Source organism: Nonomuraea sp. NPDC059023 (genome assembly GCF_042740095.1).
GTDB lineage: Bacteria > Actinomycetota > Actinomycetes > Streptosporangiales > Streptosporangiaceae > Nonomuraea.
On the sequence record NZ_JBHYIO010000002.1, the window covers coordinates 253,523 to 272,643 of the forward strand.

The 19,121-nt window shown below is 72.7% G+C and carries 15 protein-coding genes; 5 read left to right on the top strand and 10 right to left on the bottom strand.

The genetic code is table 11. The features are described from left to right. From ACFWYW_RS04540 to ACFWYW_RS04555, 4 genes are all read right to left on the bottom strand, one after another. On the bottom strand, positions 1-2,043 hold the full coding sequence (locus tag ACFWYW_RS04540) for an ATP-binding protein (protein WP_379640904.1): 2,043 nt from the start codon (positions 2,041-2,043) through the stop codon (positions 1-3). A 295-nt stretch (positions 2,044-2,338) separates the two neighbouring features. Further along, positions 2,339-3,244, bottom strand: coding sequence for an ABC transporter permease (locus ACFWYW_RS04545; RefSeq protein WP_379609651.1), 906 nt, complete (start codon positions 3,242-3,244; stop codon positions 2,339-2,341). Further along, complete coding sequence (locus ACFWYW_RS04550; RefSeq protein ID WP_379609652.1) at positions 3,241-5,757, bottom strand: CocE/NonD family hydrolase; 2,517 nt, start codon at positions 5,755-5,757, stop codon at positions 3,241-3,243. Before ACFWYW_RS04550 ends, ACFWYW_RS04545 begins: the two co-directional genes overlap by 4 nt. 15 nt (positions 5,758-5,772) lie before the next feature. Continuing rightward, positions 5,773-6,186 (bottom strand): DUF4267 domain-containing protein, encoded by a 414-nt coding sequence (locus tag ACFWYW_RS04555; protein WP_379609653.1) that lies wholly within the window; start codon positions 6,184-6,186, stop codon positions 5,773-5,775. 73 nt (positions 6,187-6,259) lie between these two features. Here ACFWYW_RS04555 and ACFWYW_RS04560 point away from each other — a divergent pair, with 73 nt between their 5' ends. Beyond that, positions 6,260-9,550: a BTAD domain-containing putative transcriptional regulator gene (locus tag ACFWYW_RS04560; protein WP_379609654.1), complete on the top strand. Its 3,291-nt coding sequence runs from the start codon at positions 6,260-6,262 to the stop codon at positions 9,548-9,550. Between the two features lie 50 nt (positions 9,551-9,600). On the opposite strand, the gene ACFWYW_RS04565 is transcribed toward ACFWYW_RS04560, so the two are convergent. Continuing rightward, positions 9,601-10,008 (bottom strand): PaaI family thioesterase, encoded by a 408-nt coding sequence (locus tag ACFWYW_RS04565; RefSeq protein ID WP_379609655.1) that lies wholly within the window; start codon positions 10,006-10,008, stop codon positions 9,601-9,603. 25 nt (positions 10,009-10,033) lie between these two features. Here ACFWYW_RS04565 and ACFWYW_RS04570 point away from each other — a divergent pair, with 25 nt between their 5' ends. Together ACFWYW_RS04570 and ACFWYW_RS04575 are read left to right on the top strand one after the other, a co-directional pair. Continuing rightward, positions 10,034-11,290, top strand: a complete 1,257-nt coding sequence (locus ACFWYW_RS04570) for a cytochrome P450 (RefSeq protein WP_379609656.1) — start codon at positions 10,034-10,036, stop codon at positions 11,288-11,290. A 55-nt stretch (positions 11,291-11,345) separates the two neighbouring features. Then, positions 11,346-12,509, top strand: a complete 1,164-nt coding sequence (locus ACFWYW_RS04575; RefSeq protein ID WP_379609657.1) for a hypothetical protein — start codon at positions 11,346-11,348, stop codon at positions 12,507-12,509. A gap of 34 nt (positions 12,510-12,543) precedes the next feature. On the opposite strand, the gene ACFWYW_RS04580 is transcribed toward ACFWYW_RS04575, so the two are convergent. Further along, the gene (locus ACFWYW_RS04580; protein ID WP_379609658.1) at positions 12,544-13,689 is read right to left on the bottom strand and encodes a copper resistance D family protein; all 1,146 of its coding nucleotides are present in this window, start codon (positions 13,687-13,689) and stop codon (positions 12,544-12,546) included. Continuing rightward, positions 13,686-14,288: a copper resistance protein CopC gene (locus ACFWYW_RS04585; protein ID WP_379609659.1), complete on the bottom strand. Its 603-nt coding sequence runs from the start codon at positions 14,286-14,288 to the stop codon at positions 13,686-13,688. Before ACFWYW_RS04585 ends, ACFWYW_RS04580 begins: the two co-directional genes overlap by 4 nt. Before the next feature lie 50 nt (positions 14,289-14,338). Here ACFWYW_RS04585 and ACFWYW_RS04590 point away from each other — a divergent pair, with 50 nt between their 5' ends. Both ACFWYW_RS04590 and ACFWYW_RS04595 read left to right on the top strand, forming a co-directional pair. Continuing rightward, on the top strand, positions 14,339-15,097 hold the full coding sequence (locus ACFWYW_RS04590; RefSeq protein WP_379609660.1) for a class I SAM-dependent methyltransferase: 759 nt from the start codon (positions 14,339-14,341) through the stop codon (positions 15,095-15,097). A 57-nt stretch (positions 15,098-15,154) separates the two neighbouring features. Then, positions 15,155-16,834, top strand: a complete 1,680-nt coding sequence (locus ACFWYW_RS04595; RefSeq protein WP_379609661.1) for a beta-galactosidase family protein — start codon at positions 15,155-15,157, stop codon at positions 16,832-16,834. Between the two features lie 173 nt (positions 16,835-17,007). On the opposite strand, the gene ACFWYW_RS04600 is transcribed toward ACFWYW_RS04595, so the two are convergent. From ACFWYW_RS04600 to ACFWYW_RS04610, 3 genes are read right to left on the bottom strand one after another with little or no spacing between them, the layout of a single operon-like run. After that, on the bottom strand, positions 17,008-17,220 hold the full coding sequence (locus ACFWYW_RS04600) for a hypothetical protein (protein WP_379609662.1): 213 nt from the start codon (positions 17,218-17,220) through the stop codon (positions 17,008-17,010). 24 nt (positions 17,221-17,244) lie between these two features. Beyond that, on the bottom strand, positions 17,245-18,087 hold the full coding sequence (locus tag ACFWYW_RS04605) for an SDR family NAD(P)-dependent oxidoreductase (RefSeq protein WP_379609663.1): 843 nt from the start codon (positions 18,085-18,087) through the stop codon (positions 17,245-17,247). Next, complete coding sequence (locus ACFWYW_RS04610; protein WP_379609664.1) at positions 18,084-19,067, bottom strand: diiron oxygenase; 984 nt, start codon at positions 19,065-19,067, stop codon at positions 18,084-18,086. Before ACFWYW_RS04610 ends, ACFWYW_RS04605 begins: the two co-directional genes overlap by 4 nt. Positions 19,068-19,121: the final 54 nt, after the last annotated feature.

Here is a 19,121-nt window from a genome sequence, read left to right on the forward strand (position 1 = left end):
TCAGGACGGGGCGTCCAGTTCGCCCAGCGCGAGCGCGGACGCCTCGTCCAGGTCAAGCTTGGCCCCGAACTCCGACGCCTGCTTGTACGCCACCTCGCCCAGCGACTTCTGGCACTCCTTGACCAGCTTGTCGTGGTCGTCGGTGAGCCACGGAGCGCCCAGCATCGGCAGGCCCGCGGTCTTCCAGTTCTGCTGCAGGGCGCCGAGCAGGCGGGCCGACAGCAACGGCTGCTCCAGCGCCGTGTAGATGCGCGCGGTGGTCTCCAGCGCGATCAGCGTGCCCAGCGTGTCGTGGAAGTGCCGCTTGATCCGCAGCCCCTCCTGGGCGTCCTGCAGCGCGTCGTCGGCCCTGCCCGTGGCCAGCCGGGTGAGCGCCAGCGCCCAGTACGCGTAGGAGCTGACGAACAGCTCGCCGCGCTCCTTGCACACCTGCAGGCAGTCGACCAGCAGCGACTCGGCCTCATACAGCTCGCCCTGCGAGGTGAGCACGATCGACAGCTCGACGATCGCGGGCAGCAGGCCGGGGTTGAGCTCCTTGTTGTCGGTGTTGAACTCGATCGCCACGCCCAGCAGCGCGCTGGCCTTCTGCAGGTCGCCCTGGAGCAGCGCGGCGGTGCCCTGCATCTTGGAGGCCAGGATGACCGCCTTGGAGTCGCCGACCCTGACCGCCTCGGTGCTGCACTGCTCGGCCGCAGACAGGGCGCCGGTGCTGTCGCCCTGGGCGCTGCGCACGTACGACAGCACCCACAGCGCCTTGCAGCGTTCCTTGCTGGGGGTGGGGTTGGCCTGCAGCGCCCGCTCCAGGTAGAGGCGGCCCTCGCGGGTGAAGCCGCAGCAGATCCACATGAACCACAACGACGACAACAGCTTCAGCGCCAGTACGGCCTCGCCCGCCGTGTGCAGCGCGTGCTCCAGCGCCACCCGGACGTTGTCATGCTCCTGGCGCATGCGCACGAACCAGTAGATCTGCCGCGGGCCGGACCAGGCGTCCTCGCTGCGCTGGGCCAGGCTCAGGTAGTACTGCAGGTGCTTGTGGCGCATCTGCTGGCTCTCGCCGAGCTTGTCCAGCCACTCCTCGCCGTATTCGGCCAGCGTGTCGATCAGCTTGTAGCGTACGCCCGCGTGGTTGCTGCGGATCAGCAGGATCGACTTCTCCACCAGGCCGGTGACCAGGTCGGTGATGGCCTCGGAGGGCAGCCGGTCATCGGAGCAGACGAACCGGGCGGCATCGAGCTCGAAGTCCCCGGCGAAGACCGACAGGCGCGCCCACAGCAGCCGCTCGGCCGGCTCGCACAGCTCGTGGCTCCAGCCGATGGCCGCGCGCAGCGTCTGGTGGCGGGGCAGCGCGGTGCGGCTGGCCCCGGCCAGCAGGCTGAACCGGTCGGCGAGCAGGGCCAGGATCTGGTCCACCGACAGCGCCCGCAGCCGCACCGCGGCCAGCTCGATCGCCAGCGGGATGCCGTCCAGGCGGCGGCACAGCTCGGCCACCGAGCCGATGTTGTGCTCGTCCAGCACGAACTCCGGCATCACCGAACCGGCGCGGTCCGCGAACAGCTGCACGGACTCGTTGGTGAACAGGCTCTCGGTCAGGTCCTCGCCCGGCACCTGCAGCGGCGGAACCGGCACCACCCGCTCGTACGGCAGGTGCAGCGACTGCCGGCTGGTGGCCAGGATGCGCAGGCTCGGGTTGGCCGCCAGCAGCTCCTCCACCAGCTCGGCGCAGCCCTGGACCAGGTGCTCGCAGGTGTCGATGATGAGCAGCATGTGCCGCCCGCCGACCCATTCGGTCAGCGACTCCGAGGCCTCGCGCGAGGACTGGTCGGCGATGCCGAGCGCCGAGGCGATCGTGTGCTTGACCATGCCCGTGTCCTGCAGCCGGGCCAGATCGGCGAACCAGACGCCGTCCTCGAACTGGGAGCGGACCTGGTGGGCCAGGCGCAGCACCGTGCGCGACTTGCCCACGCCGCCGATGCCGGTGACCGTGACCAGGCGTGACTCACCCAGGTGGCGTTTGAGATTGGCGAGCAGGCGGTTGCGGCCCACGAAGCTCGTCAGCTCCGCCGGCAGATTGCCTTCTCGCCGCCAACCTGTAGGGGTGGCCATGGGCAGCCTCACGGGGGGTTAGGCGACACCTGCACAGGCATCGTACCCCCGGTCAAACCTGATGTCCTTGGGGCGGCGGACGGCGCGGGGTCGGGTTTGTTCGTCTCGGTAGCATGTATTCCGTGAGCGAATTTCTCCCGGAGCAGACCGCCGACGACACCGACGTGGCGTGGGGCGACTGGCGCGAGGCCGACGACGACTCTTTCTACCTGGAGAACAAGCCGCCCCACTGGGCCTAGGACACCACGTCCTTGCGCCGGAAGCGGCGGAAGGTGAAGGCCAGCAGCAGCGCCGCGTACGTCACCGAGATCGAGGCGCCCTTGGCCATGCCGCCCCAGTCGATGGTGGGGGCGAGCGCGTCCAGCCAGGCGGTGTTCCAGAACGTCGGCAGAAACTCCCGCAGCGTCCCCAGGGCCTCGACCGCCTGCAAAATCGTGCAGACGATCCACAGTCCCACCGCGCCGCCGACCGCGCCGAGCGGCGAGTCGGTGACCGTGGAGATCAGGAACGCCAGCGCCGCCACCACGAGCTGGCTGACCAGCGCGTAGCCGATCACGATGCCGAAGCGCGGCAGCACGTCCAGGGCCGGGATGACCTCGCCGGTGCCCGGCACCTGGATGTCGTCCCAGCCGAAGGCGACCGTCCCGGCCAGCAGCGCCATCAGCGGCAGCGCGACGACCGCGGCGGCGGAGAAGCCCAGGGCCACGATCAGCTTCTGGCGCAGCAGGCGGTCGCGCGGCACCGGCGCGGCCAGCAGGTAGCGCAGCGACGACCAGTTCGCCTCGCTGGCCACCGTGTCGCCGCAGAACAGCGCCACCGCCACCACCAGCAGGAAACTGGCCGAGACCGACAGCGCGAAGGCGGCGAAGTTCAGGCCGCTGGCCGTGGCCAGGTCGGAGATGCGCAGCCCGGCCTGCTGCCCGCTGGGCTGCTGGGGGCCGAACTGGAAGGCGATGACCAGGATCCACGGCAGCGCGAGCAGCAGCCCGAACATGACCATGGTCCGGCGCCGCTTGAACTGGCGGACGATCTCCACCCGCAACGGCAGCGTCCTGCCCGGCGCGTAGCCCTCCGCCGTGTTGGGTCGCCCGCCCTCCTCAATCGCTGTGCGGAGTGCCTCCTTCGTCCGCTCCTCGCTCACGAGTTCTCTCCGATCAGGTCAAGGAAGACGTCCTCCAGGCGTGGCCCGTGGCCGTTGGAGCTGGCCAGCAGGGCGGCCACCGGGCCGGTGGTGATCAGGCGGCCGCGGTGCATGACGACCACGTGGGTGCAGGTCTGCTCCACCTCGGCCAGCAGGTGACTGGAGACGATCACCGTGCGGCCGTCGCGGGCGTAGCGCTTCAGCACCTCGCGCATCTCCCTGATCTGGGGCGGGTCGAGACCGTTGGTGGGCTCGTCGAGCACCAGCAGGTCGGGCAGCCCCAGCATCGCCTGGGCGATCGCGAGCCGCTGCCGCATGCCCTGCGAGTACGTGCGCACGGCACGTTCCAGCGCCGCGCCGAGCCCGGCGATCTCCAGCGCCTCCTCCATGTGCGCCTCGGCCGCGGGCCTGCCGGTCGCCGCCCAGTACAGCTCGATGTTCTCCCGGCCCGACAGATGCGGCAGGAAGCCCGGCCCCTCCACGAACGAGCCCAGCCGCGACAGCACGGGCGCGCCCGGCGTCACCCGCTCGCCGAAGATGCGGATCTCTCCGGCGTCCGGGTGGATGAGGCCCATCATCATCCGCATCGTGGTGGTCTTGCCCGCTCCGTTCGGACCGAGCAGGCCGAGCACCTGGCCCTGCTCGACGCGGAACGACAGCTCGTCCACGGCCTTCTCGCCGTTGCGGTAGGCCTTGGTCAGGCCGCTGATCTCCAGCGGCGCCGCGTCCTGCCCGCCGGTACGGCCCGCCGTACCCCTGCGTGCCCTGCCCAGGGCCAGCAGGACGGCGGCCAGCACGATCGCGGCCAGCGGCATCGCCCACACCCACCACGCGACGCCGCCCGCCGGGGCGCTCAGCGTCGCCACCGTCGGCACACTCAGGACGGGGGCGGCGAGCGCCACGCGGTAGGAGGCCGGCTCGGCCGGGGTGGCGAAGCCCATGTCCGTGGTGGTGACGGTCAGCCGGAGCCGGTGGCCCACGGTGAACCGGTGGTCGAGCGCGGGCAGCGCGACCGTCACGTCGGCGCTCTGCGCCCCGTCGGGGATCTTCACGCGCAGCGGCGCGACCAGCCCGGCGGGCAGGGTGGGCGGCTGGATGGCGTCGGGGACGTCGTACAGCTTGGCGAACAGCGTCACCTCGCCCTTGCCGTAGACGCGCAGCTTCACCGACGGCGCGCCGGTCAGCTGGAGCGGGGCGGTCAGCGGGGCCGACTCGAAGCTCGCCGCCTGGCCCGGCATGTCGAGGGAGACGCTCAGGTTGTTCTGGGCGCCGCCGCCGAGCAGGCCGCTGACGCCGGGCACCGTGGAGATGGAGGCCGGGTTGCCGCCGGGCGGGTTGACGATGTTCTGCTCGGGGCCGGACAGCGTGACGTCCGTGGTGGTGGTGCCGGACAGGCCCGGGTACGCGGCGGTCTCGGGGTGCAGGCGGATGCGCTGGCGGGTGCCGGGGTCGCGGCCGCCGTCCCTGGTCACGGTGAACGCCTTCACCGGGGCCGCCCCGGTGTCGCCCTTGAGGTAGCGGGCCAGCCAGGCGGAGGTCTGGGCGTAGAGCCAGTCGGCCTCGCCGTTGCCGCCGTCATGGCCGCCGTCGAACCACATGACGCTCACCGGCGTGCCCGGCGCGATCGCCTTCGCGTTGGCGTCGGCGTGGCCCAGCGGGAACAGCGAGTCGCGCTGGCCCTGGATGAGCAGCGTGGGCGTCTTGATGCGGCCCTGGACGGAGCTGGGGCTGGCCTTGCGCAGGAGTTCGACCGCCTGGGGCGTGGCCCTGCCGGTCGTGGCGACCTGCTGGTAGATCGCGCAGATCTCCGGCAGGAAGCGGCCGCAGCGCGCCTCGTCGGCGGTCATCGGCGCCGGCCGGCGGGTGAGCGCCTGCAGGCCCTGCGCCGAGGGGGCGCCCCTGCCGAAGAAGAAGCCCGCCCACAGGCTCTTGAACACGCCGCTCTGCGGGCCCTGGCCGGTGGCGTCGGGGAAGAGGGCGTCGGCCAGGTCGTACCAGGTGATCTGGGGGACGATCGCGTCGACCCTCGCGTCGTGGGCGGCGGTCATCAGCGCGATGGCGCCGCCGTAGGAGCCGCCGGCGATGCCCACGCGCGGGTCGCCCGCCTGGTCCAGGACGACCTCGGGACGCCTGGCCAGCCAGTCGATCAGCTGCTTGACGTCCTTGACCTCGTAGTCGGGGGAGTTCAGCGCGATCTGGCCGGTCGAGCGGCCGAACCCGCGGGCCGACCAGGTGAGGACGGCGTAGCCGTCCCGCGCCAGCCGTAGCGCGTCGTCGCGGACGCTCTGCTTGCTGCCGCCGAAGCCGTGCGCGAGCAGGACCGCGGGCGCCTTCCCGCCGCCCGCGGGCGGGAAGAACGTCGTGTCGAGCTCCACCCGCTGGTCGTCGGCGGGTCCGTCGGTGACGGCGAGGCGGCTCTCCTGGCCGCGCACCTCCGGACCCGACGGCCACACCAGCCACGCCACCGCCCCGATCAGGGCAAGTACCGCGACCAGCGCGGACACTCTTCTCATGAGGTCGGAGCATACTTACCGATTCTGAGAGATCACTGAGATCCGCAGGTGGAGGGCGGCGGTGGCCAGGACCACGACGGCCGTGGCGGTGTGGACGGCGAGCGCGGTCACGACCGAGCCGCCGTTGGCCAGGATGACCGCGGCGTCGCCGAACGGGATCAGCGAGATCACCGCCAGGCTCCAGCCGAGCGCCCTGCGCTGACCCGACAGCAGCAGCGCCAGCGGGACCAGGCCGGACACCACGTCGCGCACGCCCTTCACGTTGAGGAAACCGGCCGCCTCCGCGCCGGGCCAGGCGGGCAGGCCGAAGCCCGGGGCGGTGGACATCGGAGTGAACAGGTAGCTGAAGCCGATGTAGCCGATCATGAGGGCGACGATCCAGGTCAGCGTGGCGGCGGTGACGCGCAGGGCGCGGGCGTTGTTCTTCATGGCCACAGCTTCCGCGGCGGTGCTTGGAAGGGACTTGGAGTCCGGCTTGGAGCTCCTCGTACCATGTGGGGCGATGGTGCGGATCAGAGTGCTCGGGCCGTTCGCGGCCGAGGTCGACGGGGTGGCGGTGCCGCTGGGTGGGCCGCTTCAGCGTGCCGTCCTCGCGGTTCTGGTGGCCGCGCGCGGGCACGTGGTCTCCGCCGACCGGCTGATCGACGACCTCTGGCACGACCGCGCCCCCGCGCAGGCGCTGGCGTCCCTGCAGGCGTACGTCTCCAACCTGCGCAGGCTTCTCGAACCCGGGCGGGCGCCGCGCACGCCCGCGCAGGTGCTGGTGAGCGCTTCTCCGGGGTACGCGCTGCGGCTGGCCGGGGACGCCGTGGACGCGTGGGAGTTCGAGCGGCTGCTGGACGAGGCGCGCTCCCTCGACGGCGCGCCGGCGCGGGCCCGGGTGGAACGGGCGCTCGGGCTGTGGCGGGGACCCGCCTACGCCGAGGCGGCAGGGGCCGGATGGGCCCTCGCCGAGGTGGCGCGGCTGGAGGAACTGCGGCACGTGGCGCGGGAGCTACGGGTGGCGGCCGGGCTGCGGGCGGGCGACGCGGCGGAAGCGGTGCCCGAGGCCGAGGTGCTCATCAGGCAGGCCCCGCTGCGCGAGGAGGGCTGGCGGCTGCACGCCCTGGCCCTGTGGCACGCGGGGCGGCAGGGAGACGCTCTGGCCACCCTGCGGCGGGCCCGCGAGGTGATGGCCGAGGAACTGGGGCTGGACCCCGGGCCGGCGCTGGCCGGGCTGGAGTCGGCCATCCTGAACGGGCGGGTCGACGCCGTCGTGGCGCCGGTGGCCGCCGCTCCGGAGGGTGAGGGTACGCGGGCCGTACCGGATGGCGGGGGGTTCGTGGGGCGCGCGGACGAGCTGGAGGCGCTGCTGCGCGCGGCCGCCTCCGCGCGCGCCGGCGGACCAGGAGTCGCGCTCGTGAGCGGGGAGGCCGGGCTCGGCAAGACCTCGCTCCTGCGGCGGCTGCGCGACCGGCTGGCCCGTGACGGGTGGCTGGTGGCCGCGGGAAGCTGCCCGCGGGCCGAGGGGGTCCCGCCCGCGTGGGCGTGGGGTGAGATCCTGCGGGCCGTCGCCGCCCACGCGCCGCCGCCGGCCGAGCTCGCGGCCACCCTCGCGCCGCTGCTCGGCGAGAACGCCATCGTGTACGGCGACGCCGCCACCGGCCGCTTCCTCATGCACAGGGCGGTCTGGTCGTGGCTGGCCGGAGTGTCTGGTGAACGCCCGCTGGCCATCATGCTCGACGACCTCCACTGGGCCGACGCCGAGACGCTCGCGCTGATGTCCGGGCTGGAGGGCAGGGTGCTGCTCGTGGCCGCCTACCGCGACGACGAGCTCGACGGCGGTTTCACCGAGACGTTCGCCGCGCTGGCCAGGCGCGAACCGCTGCGCCTGCCCCTTCCCGGGCTGGCGCCGGAGGCGGTGGCCGCCCTGCTGTCCGGGCTGAGCGACGTGCCGGTCGACGCCCCCACGGTGGCGGCGCTGACCGAGCGCACCGGGGGCAACCCGTTCTTCGTCCGCGAGACCGCCCGCCTGCTCGACAGCGAAGGCGCCTTCCGGCCCGCCGCCGGCGCGCGGGCGCTGCTCGACGGGGTGCCGCAGGGGGTGCGGGAGGTGCTCCTGCGGCGGCTGGCCAGGCTGCCGGACGGCGCCGTCAGCGTGCTCAGGCTGGCGGCGGTCGCCGGGCGGGAGGCGAGCGTCGACGTGCTCGTCGCCGCCTCCGACCTCGGTGAGGAAGCGGTGCTCGACGGCCTGGAGTCGGCGCTGATCGCCGGGCTGCTCACCGAGCCCGAGGCGGGACGGGTGCGGTTCGTGCACGCGCTGGTGCGCGAGACGGTGGCCGGGGAGGTGTCGCTGGCCCGCGCCAAGCGCCTGCACCTGCGGATCGGCGACGCCCTGGAGGCCCGCTACCCGGACGACGCCCCGGCGCTGGCCTATCACTACGCGCGGGCGCGTACCCCCAAGGCCGTCGAGTACGGCGTGCGCGCCGCCGAGCTGGCCGAGGCGCGCTTCGCCCACGCGGCCGCCGTGGACCTGCTCACCGACGTCCTGGCCTGCCTGGACGGCCACGAGCGCGAGGGCGCCAGGCACACCCCCGCCGAGCGCATCGACCTGCTCGGCAGGCTCCTGCGCGCCCAGGTGCGGGCCGGTGACCTCGGCGGCGCCAGGGCCACCAGGCAGCGCGCCATCGACGCCGCCGGCGGCGACCCCGGCCTGCAGATCGCCGCCTTCACCGCGTGGACGGGCCCGGTCCCCTGGCAGAACCACGCCTACGGCAGCGTCGACCGCCCGCTCGTGGCACTGCTGGAGCGGCTCATGGAGCGGCCCGGACTGGAGGAGGCGGTGCGCTGCCGCCTGCTGGACGCCTACGCCGCCGAACTGGCCGCCCAGGGCGCGCCCGAGGCGCGGGCCGCCGCCCGGCGCGCCGTCGCGATCGCCGCGGGCCTGGACGACCCGTCGCTGCTCGCCCGCGCCCTGTCCACCCTCGCCCACGACCTCGACCCGGTGCTCGACGCGCGGGAACGCGCCGGGATCGCCGAACGGCTCGCGCGCGTGGAGACGCCCGAGTACCAGTGGTACACGCTGTTCCTGCGCGCCACGGTCGCCGTCGCGGGGAGCGAGCCGGAGCGGGCTCTGGAGCTGGTCGGGGAGAGCCTGGAACTGGCCAGGCGCTACCGGATGACCGAGCCGGTGAACGTGGGGGAGTGCGCGCTGGCCACCCTCGCCCGCATCCGGGGGGACGACGTCGCGGCCCGCCGTACCTATGCCGAGGCCACGGCGCGGATGGCCGCGCACGGCTCGCTGCACGCGCACGGGTACCTGCTGCTCGTGCGGGCCGCCTTCATGGACGAGGACCTGCCGGAGGTGGCGTGGCGGCTGCTGCAGGAGTACGGCGGGCTCGCCGCGGACCTGGTCGCCGTGGTCCTGGCGGCGGAGGGACGGCTGGAGGAGGCCCGCGAGATGCGGCGGCGGGCGGTGCCGATCAGGGCCGACTACTTCTTCCCCGTCTTCGCCGCCTTCCGCGCGATGGCGATGGTCGCGCTGGACGAGCGTGCGGGCGCGCGTGAGCTGTACGACGCGCTGCTCCCGCACGCCGGCGGGCCGCCCGCGGGCGCGGGCAGCATGTCGGTCGCGCTGCCACCGCCCGCGCACACGCTCGGGCAACTGGCCCGCCTGCTGGGCGAGGAGGATACGGCCCGCGCCCACTTCACCAGCGCCGCCGAGATCGCCGCCCGCTGGGGCGCCCACCGCTGGGCGGCCGACTCCCGTGAAGCGGCGGTCGGCTCGCGTGATGCGGGCCGCCCGCTGCCGTGATGCGGGCTCCGGCTCCCGTGATGGCGGGCCGCCGGCTGGCGTGAGGCGGGTCAGGCCAGGATGGCGTAGACGGTGCTGGCGTGGGCGGCCGGGTCGGCGGCGCCGTCGGGGGTGAGGGTGACGTCGGAGAACGCCAGCGTCCTGCCCAGCTTGGTGATCCGCACGTGCACCAGCACGTCCTTGCCCGCCACCGGCCGCTGGAACGTCGTGGACTGCTGCACCGTCGTCATCGGCACGAAGCCGCCCCTGGCCGAGGAGATCGCGATCACCGTGGCCGTGTCGGCGGCGGCCATCATGGCCTGCCCGCACAGGCCGCCGCCCTGCCTGGCCAGCGCGTCGGACCAGGGCAGCCGGACCACGGCGTGGCGTTCGCCGACCTCTTCCACGCGCAGCCCGAGGTCCTGGATCCAGGGGGCGAAGTAGTCCCGGAGAATCGCGTCGCCTTCTTCAGGTGTCACGTGGTCATCATGCACGCTGGGGGCCATGGGTGTGGAGACCGTTTTTCTGCCGTCGACGTACGAGAGTGGCGTGCCCTACGAGTTGTTCGCCCGGTTGCGGGATGAGGCGCCGGTGCACTGGATTCCGGAGCCCGCGGTGGGGCCGTGGCAGGCAGGGCCCGGATACTTCAGTGTATTTCGGCATAAAGAGGTCAAGCACGTGCTGCGTACACCCGAGGATTTCTCCTCCCATCGCGGCGCCACCCAGATCCGCGATCCCGCGACGCCGGCCGACCTCGCGTTCGTGCGGGCGATGATGCTCAACACCGACCCGCCGGACCACTCCAGGCTGCGCAGGATCGTGGCGGCGGCGTTCTCGCCCCGGGCCGTGCGGCTGCTGGAGCGCACGATCGCCGGGCGGGCGGCGGCGCTGTTCGCGGCGGGCGAGTGCGACTTCGTGGAGGTGGCGGCCGACCTGCCGGTCTGGACGCTCGCGCACGTGATGGGCGTGCCGGACGGCGACCGGCGGCTGCTGCACGACTGGGCCTCGCGGGTGATCGGCTACCAGGACGCCGACTACGCGGGCCTGTCCACGGCCGACGCGCGGCGGCTGAGCCCCATGGGACGGCTCGCGCTGGCGGCCCGCCCCGAGCTCGAACCCGGCGTGAACCCCCGCTCGAAGGCCGCCCTGGCCGACATGTTCGCCTACGCCAAGGCGCTGGCCGCCACCCCGACCGACGAGACGTCCGTGATGTCGGCCATGCTCAAGGGCGGCCTCACCGAGGACGAGTTCCAGAACATGTTCTTCCTGTTCGCCGTCGCCGGCAACGAGACTCTCCGCAACGGCATCCCCGGCGGCCTGCTCACCCTCCTGCGCCATCCCGCCGAGCACGCCCGCCTGCGCGCCGACCCCGCGCTCCTGCCGTCCGCGATCGAGGAGATGCTGCGCTTCTGGCCGCCCGTCATGAACTTCCGCCGTACGGCCACGCGCGACCTCACCCTCTCCGGCCAGGACATCAAGGAGGGCGACAAGGTCGTCGTCTACCACGCCTCCGCCAACCGCGACCCGGCGGCCTTCGCCGACCCTGACCGCTTCGACGCCGGCCGTACCCCCAACGACCACGTCAGCTTCGGCTTCGGACCGCACTTCTGCCTGGGCGCGCATCTGGCCAGGGTGCAGATGCGCGCCGTCTTCACCGAACTGCTGCGCTGGGAGGTCACGCTCACCGGGGAGCCGGTCCGCCTCACCTCCAACTTCCAGAACGGCCTCAAGCACCTTCCCGTACGGCTGCGCCCGGCTTGATCTGCGGTTTGTGTCCGATTGCGATGTGGGTAAAGGCCGGGCAAGATTTCGTGCCGTGAAACGAGCAGCAATGATCAAGGACTGGGCTCTGCCGTACTGGACCAGAGGCCAGGCGGGGCGCGAGACGCCACCGGACCTCTTCCGGGTCCTCTACTACGGCTGGCTGGCGGCGTTCTCACTCAAACTGCTCGGCTCGGCCTGGGACGTCTCCTGGCACTTCAAGTGGCTGCGCGACGACCTGGCCCCGCCGCACCTGCTGAACTCGGCTGGAACGGTCCTCGCCCTGGCCCTCACCATCGTCCACGGCTACACCGGTTACGGCGTCGACAGGACGGCGCTGCGGCTCATCCAGTGGGGCACCGGGATCTTCCTGGTGGCGGTCCCGCTCGACCTGATCAACCACCGCGTCAACGGCCTCGACATCACCTCGTGGAGCCCGTCGCACATCCTGCTGTACGTGGGCACGTTCTTCATGATCGCCGGGGTGATCCGGGGCTGGTTCACCGGGGCGCCGCCCGGCCGGGAGCGTACCGTGGTGCTGGGCGCGTTCTTCGCGTTCTTCCTGGAGAACGTGCACTTCCCCGAACAGCACCAGGAGTACGGCGTGCTGTCCATCGGCGCCTGGGACAACAACTCCGCCTACGCCGAGCCGATCCTGCTGCAGTTCGCCGCCGACCAGATGGGGCGGGAGGTCGACCGGACCACCATGGTCGGTTTCTCGCTGCCGGTGCCGGACGCGCTCTATCCCGTCTACGCCGTCGTCGTCGGCATGACCGTGCTCGCCGTCGCCCGGCTGATGATCGGTCGCTTCGGCAGTGCCACGCTGGTCGCGCTCGCGTACGTGGGGTTCAGGACGCTGGTGTGGCCGATGCTGACCACCACCGGGTTCCCGCCGTCGGCGGTGCCGTTCTTCCTGGTCGCCGGGGCGATCGCGGTGGACCTGGCGTTCGCGATCAGGATGCCGGTGGTACGCGCCGTCGCCGGGACCGTCCTCGCGACCGCCGCCGTCTACGGCGGGCTGGTCGCGCAGAGCGCGCTCATGGGCGGCGTGTACGGCACGCTCAACGGCATGGAAGGACTCCTGGGAGCCCCGCCCCTGGCCACGGCGTCGGCTGTCTGGGCGGGAGCGGGACTGCTGGCCGCCTGGCTGGCCTGCGAATGGTTCGTCAACCGCTTCGAACTCCACCCCCTCGAACCCCGCGACGTCGTGCCCGCCTGAGCATTCCGCTGGCCGTGTGGGGGTTGTGTCCGCCTCAGCCGATCGAGGCGCGGGTGATGGCTACGGCGACGCCGTACGCCAGGCCCATCACGGCCACCTCCGCGCTCGCCCAGCCGACCACGGAGGTGGCCTTTCCGGCCGCGATGCCGGGCAGCAGGCGCCACCTGATGTGCGCGGCCAGCGGCACGAGCAGCGCGGTCAGGGCGACCTTGGTGACGACGAGCAGGCCGTACTCGGTGGTCAGGATCGCGCCCGGCAGTTCCACACCCGGCGTCAGCGCCAGCGTGCCGAGGCCGCTGACCAGCCCGGACGCCGCCACCAGCACCAGCGCGAGCGTCGCCAGCCGGGAGAACCTGGGCAGCGCCGTGGCCAGCAGGTCGCGGCGCGGCGCCAGGAACACCACGGTGGCCAGCAGCCCGCCGGTCCAGGCGGCGGCGCCGATCACGTGCAACTCCATCGAGATCATGATCGGGTCGTGCCAGACGGAGTCGACCGCGTGCCCGGTCACCGGGATCGGCAGCAGCCCGAACGCCGCCACCACGATCCGCAGCTCCGCCGGCACCTTCTCGCCGAACCGCACCGCCATCAGCCCGATCCCCGCCGCCGCCAGCGCGCACGCGGCGCTGAACAGCAGCCCCTGGCCGGTACCCACCCCGTTCACGTAGGCGGTGATCATGCCGAGGGTGGGGACGCCGCCCGGGTTGAGCTCGGCGGCCTGGAAGACGATCGTGACCAGCGCGCAGATCGCCCATGCCCAGGCGGCGGTGACGGCCAGCGGGCGCACCCGGCGCAGGACCGGCTCGGTGCGCTCCGGCTCGTCGAACCCGAGCAGCTTGGGCAGCAGGCTCAGCCCGACCGTCGCCACGGCGGCCACGTCGAGCAGCACCCGCACGACCGGCAGCCCGAAGGCCACCACCGGCCCCGGCAGCACGATCCCCGGCACCGCCTCCTGCGCGGTCACCGTGCTCGCCACCACAGCCGAGGCGACGGCGGCCAGCACGAACACCCCGGCCATCCCACGCACCCCAGCCGACCCACGCACCTCGGCGCTCTCACGCATTCCGGCGCTCCCGTGCGCCTCTGCCGGACCGCGCGCCCCGGCCGGGCTGCGGTCGGTGCCCGGACCGGGTGTCCCGGCCACGGGCTCGTCGCTCTTGCGCACCGGTGTGGTGCCGCTCATGCCCGCGTGCCCTTGTCGCCTGGGGACGGCGGCTCGGTGGCGGGCTGGGCGCTTCGGCGCAGGGCGATCACGGTTCCGGCCGCGAGCAGCAGCAGGGCGCCGACGATCCAGACGACCGCCATCCCGGCCCCGCCGTTGGCCGCCGCCTCCGCGGCCCGCGCGCTGAGGTCGGCGGGCTGTGCCACCGCGGCGGCGCCGGGCTGCCCGTCACCGGGCGGCGACTCGCCCGCCGGGGCGGACAGCTTGAGGGTGAAGCGCACCTGGCCGGTCACCGGGTGCCCGTCCGAGGACAGGATCCGGTAGCCGACCACATACGCGCCGTTCGCGGTCAGCGCCTTCAGCGGTACGCTCACCCGCTCCTTGGCCACCACCGTCGCGCCCGCGGTGAGCGCCTCGCCCCCCGGCCCGGTCAGGCCGATCTGCGCGTAGCCCTGCCGTACCGGCTGGTCGAAGACGAGCGTGACCCGCTGCGGCGCGGCGGTGAGCACCGCGTCCGCTCGGGGATCGCTGGAGACCAGCACGTTGTGCGCCCGCGCTGGAGCGATCCAGCCGCCGACCGCCGCACAGGCGAGCAGCAGGACCGTGAGAAGCCGCCTCACCGATCTTGACCTTCCCTCGAACACCTCGAAACCCGTCTATGGTCCCACCTATGGATGACCTGTTCGGCGGTGCCGCCCCCTATTACGCCAGACACCGCGCCGACCACGGCGACGCGGCGATCGACCGGCTGGCCGCGGCGTTCGGCGCGCGGGCCACCGTGCTCGACCTGGGCTGCGGCCCCGGCACGGTGGCGATCCCGCTGTCGGAGCAGGTGGAAGGGGTGCTGGCGGTCGATCCGGCGGAGGAGATGCTGGCCGAGGGGCGCAAGCTCGGCGCCGGGCGGGCCAACATCCGGTGGCTGGCCGGCGACTCGACCACATTGCGGGAACTGCCGGGTTTCGGCCACGTGGTGATGGGCCGTTCCTTCCATTGGATGGACCGGCGGACGGTCCTCGCCGACCTGGACGACCTGCTGCCGCCGGACGGGATCGTCGCGCTGGTCGGCCCCACGCGCGACCACGAGAACCTGCCGTGGGAGCCGGTGACGCGGCGGGTGCGGGAGGAGTTCGGGGTGAACGGGCTGACCGCCCGCGACTCCTTCCAGGCCAGCGGCAAGCACCACGACGAGGTGCTGGCCGACTCGCCGTTCGGGGACCTGGAGGCGGAGGTGTTCACCTGGCGGCGCGACCGGGACCAGGACGACGTGATCGGCCTGCAGCTCTCCTACTCCTACTCGGCGCCCGCCCGCCTCGGCGAGCGCAAGGACGCCTTCGTCGGCGCGCTGCGCGCCGCCCTGACCGCGGCGAACCCGTCCGGCCGCTGGGTGGAGGAGGTCCGCACGCAGGTCCTGCTCGCCCGCCGTCCCTGAGCACAGATGCTCTAAAGTACGGCGAAGCAAACCGTAATCGGCAAAAGGGAACCGGCGATGAAGGTGCTCAGCGGAGCCATGCACTACTTCCGGACGCTGCCCCGGCAGTGGCCGGACCGGCTGGGCAAGCTGCGGGCGATGGGTGTGGACACGGTCGAGACGTACGTGCCGTGGAACCTGCACGAGCCGCGCCCCGGCCAGTTCGACTTCACCGGCCTGGCCGACATGGAGGGCTTCTTCCTGGCGGCGGGTGAGGCCGGGCTGAAGGTCATCGTGCGGCCCGGGCCGTACATCTGCGCCGAGTGGGAGAACGGCGGGCTGCCGTCCTGGCTGCCCGGCCCCTACCGCTGCCACGACCCGCGCTTCCTGGAGCCGGTGGACCGCTTCTTCGACGAGCTGATCCCGCGCATCGCCGCCCACCAGGCGACCAGGGGCGGCAACGTCGTCATGGTGCAGGTGGAGAACGAGTACGGCTCCTACGGCACCGACCCCGTCTACCTGCGCCACCTGGCCGACGGCCTGGTACGGCGCGGCATCGACGTCCCGTTGTTCACCTCCGACGGCGCCACGGACCTGATGCTGACCGGCGGCACCCTGCCCGGCGTCCTGGCGACGGCCAACTTCGGCAGCGGGGCCGAGCGGCAGTTCGAGGCGCTGGCGCGGCACCGGCCGGACGACGACCTGTTCTGCATGGAGTTCTGGAACGGCTGGTTCGACCACTACGGCGAGCGGCACCACACCCGCGACCCGCGGGACGCCGCCCAGGCCCTGGAGGAGATCCTGGAGCGCGGTTCCGTCAACTTCTACATGGCCGTCGGCGGCACCAACTTCGGCTTCTGGGCCGGGGCCAACGCCGACGGCGACACCTACCAGCCGACCGTCACCTCCTACGACTACGACGCGCCGATCTCGGAGAGCGGGACGCTGACGCCGAAGTTCTGGGCCTACCGGGAGGTACTGGGCCGCCACGCCGACCTGCCGCCGGTGCCGGAGAGCGTTCGGGAGACGCTGCCGCCGCAGCGGGTGGAGCTGGGCGAACGGCTGGCGCTGCTCGACTGCCTGGACGTCCTCTCGGCCGGGACCGTGCGCAGCGCGGCCACGCGTACGTTCGAGGAGCTCGGCCAGGACTACGGCCTGGCCGTCTATCGCACCCGGATCCCCGGGCCGCGCGGCGACGCGCTCCGGGTGCGCGTCAGGGGCCTGCACGACCGGGCGAACGTGCTCGTCGACGGCGCCGTCGCCGGGGTGCTGGAGCGCGACGGGGCCTCGGACGTGGAGGTCAAGACGCCCGCGGAGGGCGCGGAGCTGACGCTGGTGGTCGAGGCGATGGGCCGGGTCAACTACGGCCCGCTGGTGGGCGAGCGCAAGGGCGTCCTGGACGGCGTCCAGCACGACCAGCAGTACCTGTTCGGCTGGGAGATCGACCCCGTGCCGCTGTCCGACGTCTCGGCGCTGCCGTGGGGGCGCTCGTCCGCTGCCGAGGGCCCGGCCTTCCACCGCGGCACCCTCCACGTCGAACGGCCGGCGGACGGCTTCCTCGCGCTGCCCGGCTGGGTCAAGGGGCACGTGTGGGTCAACGGCTTCCACCTCGGCCGCTACTGGGACAAGGGCCCGCAGGTCACCCTGTACCTGCCGTGGCCGCTGCTGCGTGAGGGCGCCAACGAGATCGTCGTGCTGGAGATGGACGGAGCGCCCCGGGACGCCCGCGTCGAACTGCGGCCGGAGCCCCAGCTCTAGCTTGCGTACCGGTCCCGGGCTGGAGGGCCCGGGACCGGCCTCTCGGTTCCACCCCCACGTGACGCGCGGCCGTTCGGGGTTCCGGCCGCGCCGCTCGTTGGAACCGGAGGCGCCCCCAGGTGGGCGGTGGGGGCGCCCCGGCGTTCCCTAGGTGGCGGCCTAGGGCGTCCAGGTCAGCTCTTGGTGGTGCCGCCGCGCTGGCCGCGGCGCAGGGGGAGGGACTGCTTGGCCAGCCGCCGCGAGAGCGCGCCGCCGGACGCGGTACGTTCCGTGGTCCCCCGCGAGGCCGCCCTGACCTTCGCGAAGGGTTTCGGCGTCTCCACTTCGGATCGCCGGCCGGTACTGTCCTCGTGCTGCTCGCGCGACTGGCGCGACTTGGAACTCACACGGAACACCTCCCCGATTTATGGCTATATGTCCGCTTTGTCGGGAAGTGAAACACGCAATCGCCGCACGGCCAGCGCCGCCGCCCGCACGGCGCCCGCCGGGAACATCCTGGCCCCGCGCCACGCCATCCGCCCCGAGGCCGGAGCCACGATGAGCGCCTGGTCGCGCGCCACCCCGCGCAGGATGTCGCGCGACAGCGCGTCCACCGAGTACAGCCGCCCCTGAGCCCGCACCGCCGCGCTCCTGGCCTGGCGGCCCATCTCGGTCTCCGGCAGTCCCGGGTTGGCGTGGTCGAGCAGCGGCGTGTCGGTGAACCCCGGGCACACCACGCTCACCCGCACGCCCCGCGCCGCCGCCTCCGCCCGCAACGCCAGCGACAGCCCGACCACCGCGTGCTTGGTCGTGGTGTACGGCAGCATGAACGGCGCCGGCACCAGCCCCGCCATCGACGCGGTGTTGACCAGATGCCCGAACCCCTGCTTCAGCATGATCGGGTACGCCGCGTGCACCCCGTGGACCACGCCGCGCAGGTTCACGTCGACGGCCTTGTCCCAGTGCGCCAGGGACAGTTCCTCGGTGGCGCCCCCGATGGCGATGCCCGCGTTGTTGAACACGAAGTCGAGCCGCCCGCGCTCCTGCCGTACCCGATGGAAGAGGGCGGCCACGGCCTCGGCGTCGGTGACGTCGAGCGGGGCGAAGTCCAGCCCGAACTCCGCCGCCACCCGCCTGCCCGCCGCCTCGTCGAGGTCGGCGATCGTCACCGCCACGCCCTTCAGGGACAGGTCCCGGGCCAGCGCCCGCCCGATTCCGGACGCGCCTCCGGTGACGATCGCGCACTTCACCCGCCCGGCGGGCGAGGGGTTCACGCGCTCTTCCCGCTCGGCGCCCAGATGCCCATGACCTGCCAGATCCGCCGGGTGAGCGGGTTAACCAGGCCGACGTCCACGCACAGCTCGCGGGTCTTGCCGACCGAGTCGCGGATCTCCGCGGCGGCGGCCTGGCTGTTGGTGTAGACCTCCCTGACCACGTGCGGCGGGACGTTGAAGCGCTTGATCATCGGGCCGGGCGGGGCCAGCATGATCCGGGCCATGACGCCCAGGATGATCGGCGAGATGATCCCGAGCAGCAGCCTGCGGTGGCGGGGCATGCGCGGCACCCGGTTGCGCAGGTAGTGCCGGGCGAAGGAGATGTGCCTGGCCTCCTCCGCGATGTGGATGCGCATGATCGTCTCTTCGAGCGGGTGGTGCTTCCTGCCGTCCTTGAGCATCTTGCGCTGCACGTGGTCGATGGGGTCCTCGCCGCCGAGCACGAAGATGAAGAACAACTCGGTGGAGATCAGCGGGATCCACGGCGCCACCTGGGCGATGAGGCTGAGCGGCCCCGGCATGCCGCGTACCGGCATCTTCGTGCGGTTCACGAACTCCTGGAACATCATCCCGTGATGTCCCTCTTCGATGGTCTCGTGGTAGACGTAGCGGAACTCGGGCGCGCCGTTGGGCAGGCGGTAGGCGTAGTTGAGCAGGCCCCGCTTGAGCAGGTTCTCGAACTGCAGCCCGATCTTCATCGCGGTGGTCACCCTGAACAGCCCGATCCGCGCCCTGACCTCGGGGGAGCGGGACCGGTACCACGCGTGCGCGCCCAGCTTGTCGACCTCGGGCAGTTCCCAGCGCGGGTCGTCCTGGTCGATCAGGAACTCGGGGTCGTCCCAGGGGATGTCCTTGTACGGCTCCCAATGCTTGTCGACCGAGGCCTTCGAGAGGCGATGGATGACCGTCTCGTAGGCACTGCGGTCGGCGACCGTCTCGTCGGATTCCCGTGCGGCGGTAGAGCTCGGTGCGGCTGTCATCGCAGGCACTCCTCTCCTCGCCACGTAATTGTACGGAGCATCCAATAGCGAGGG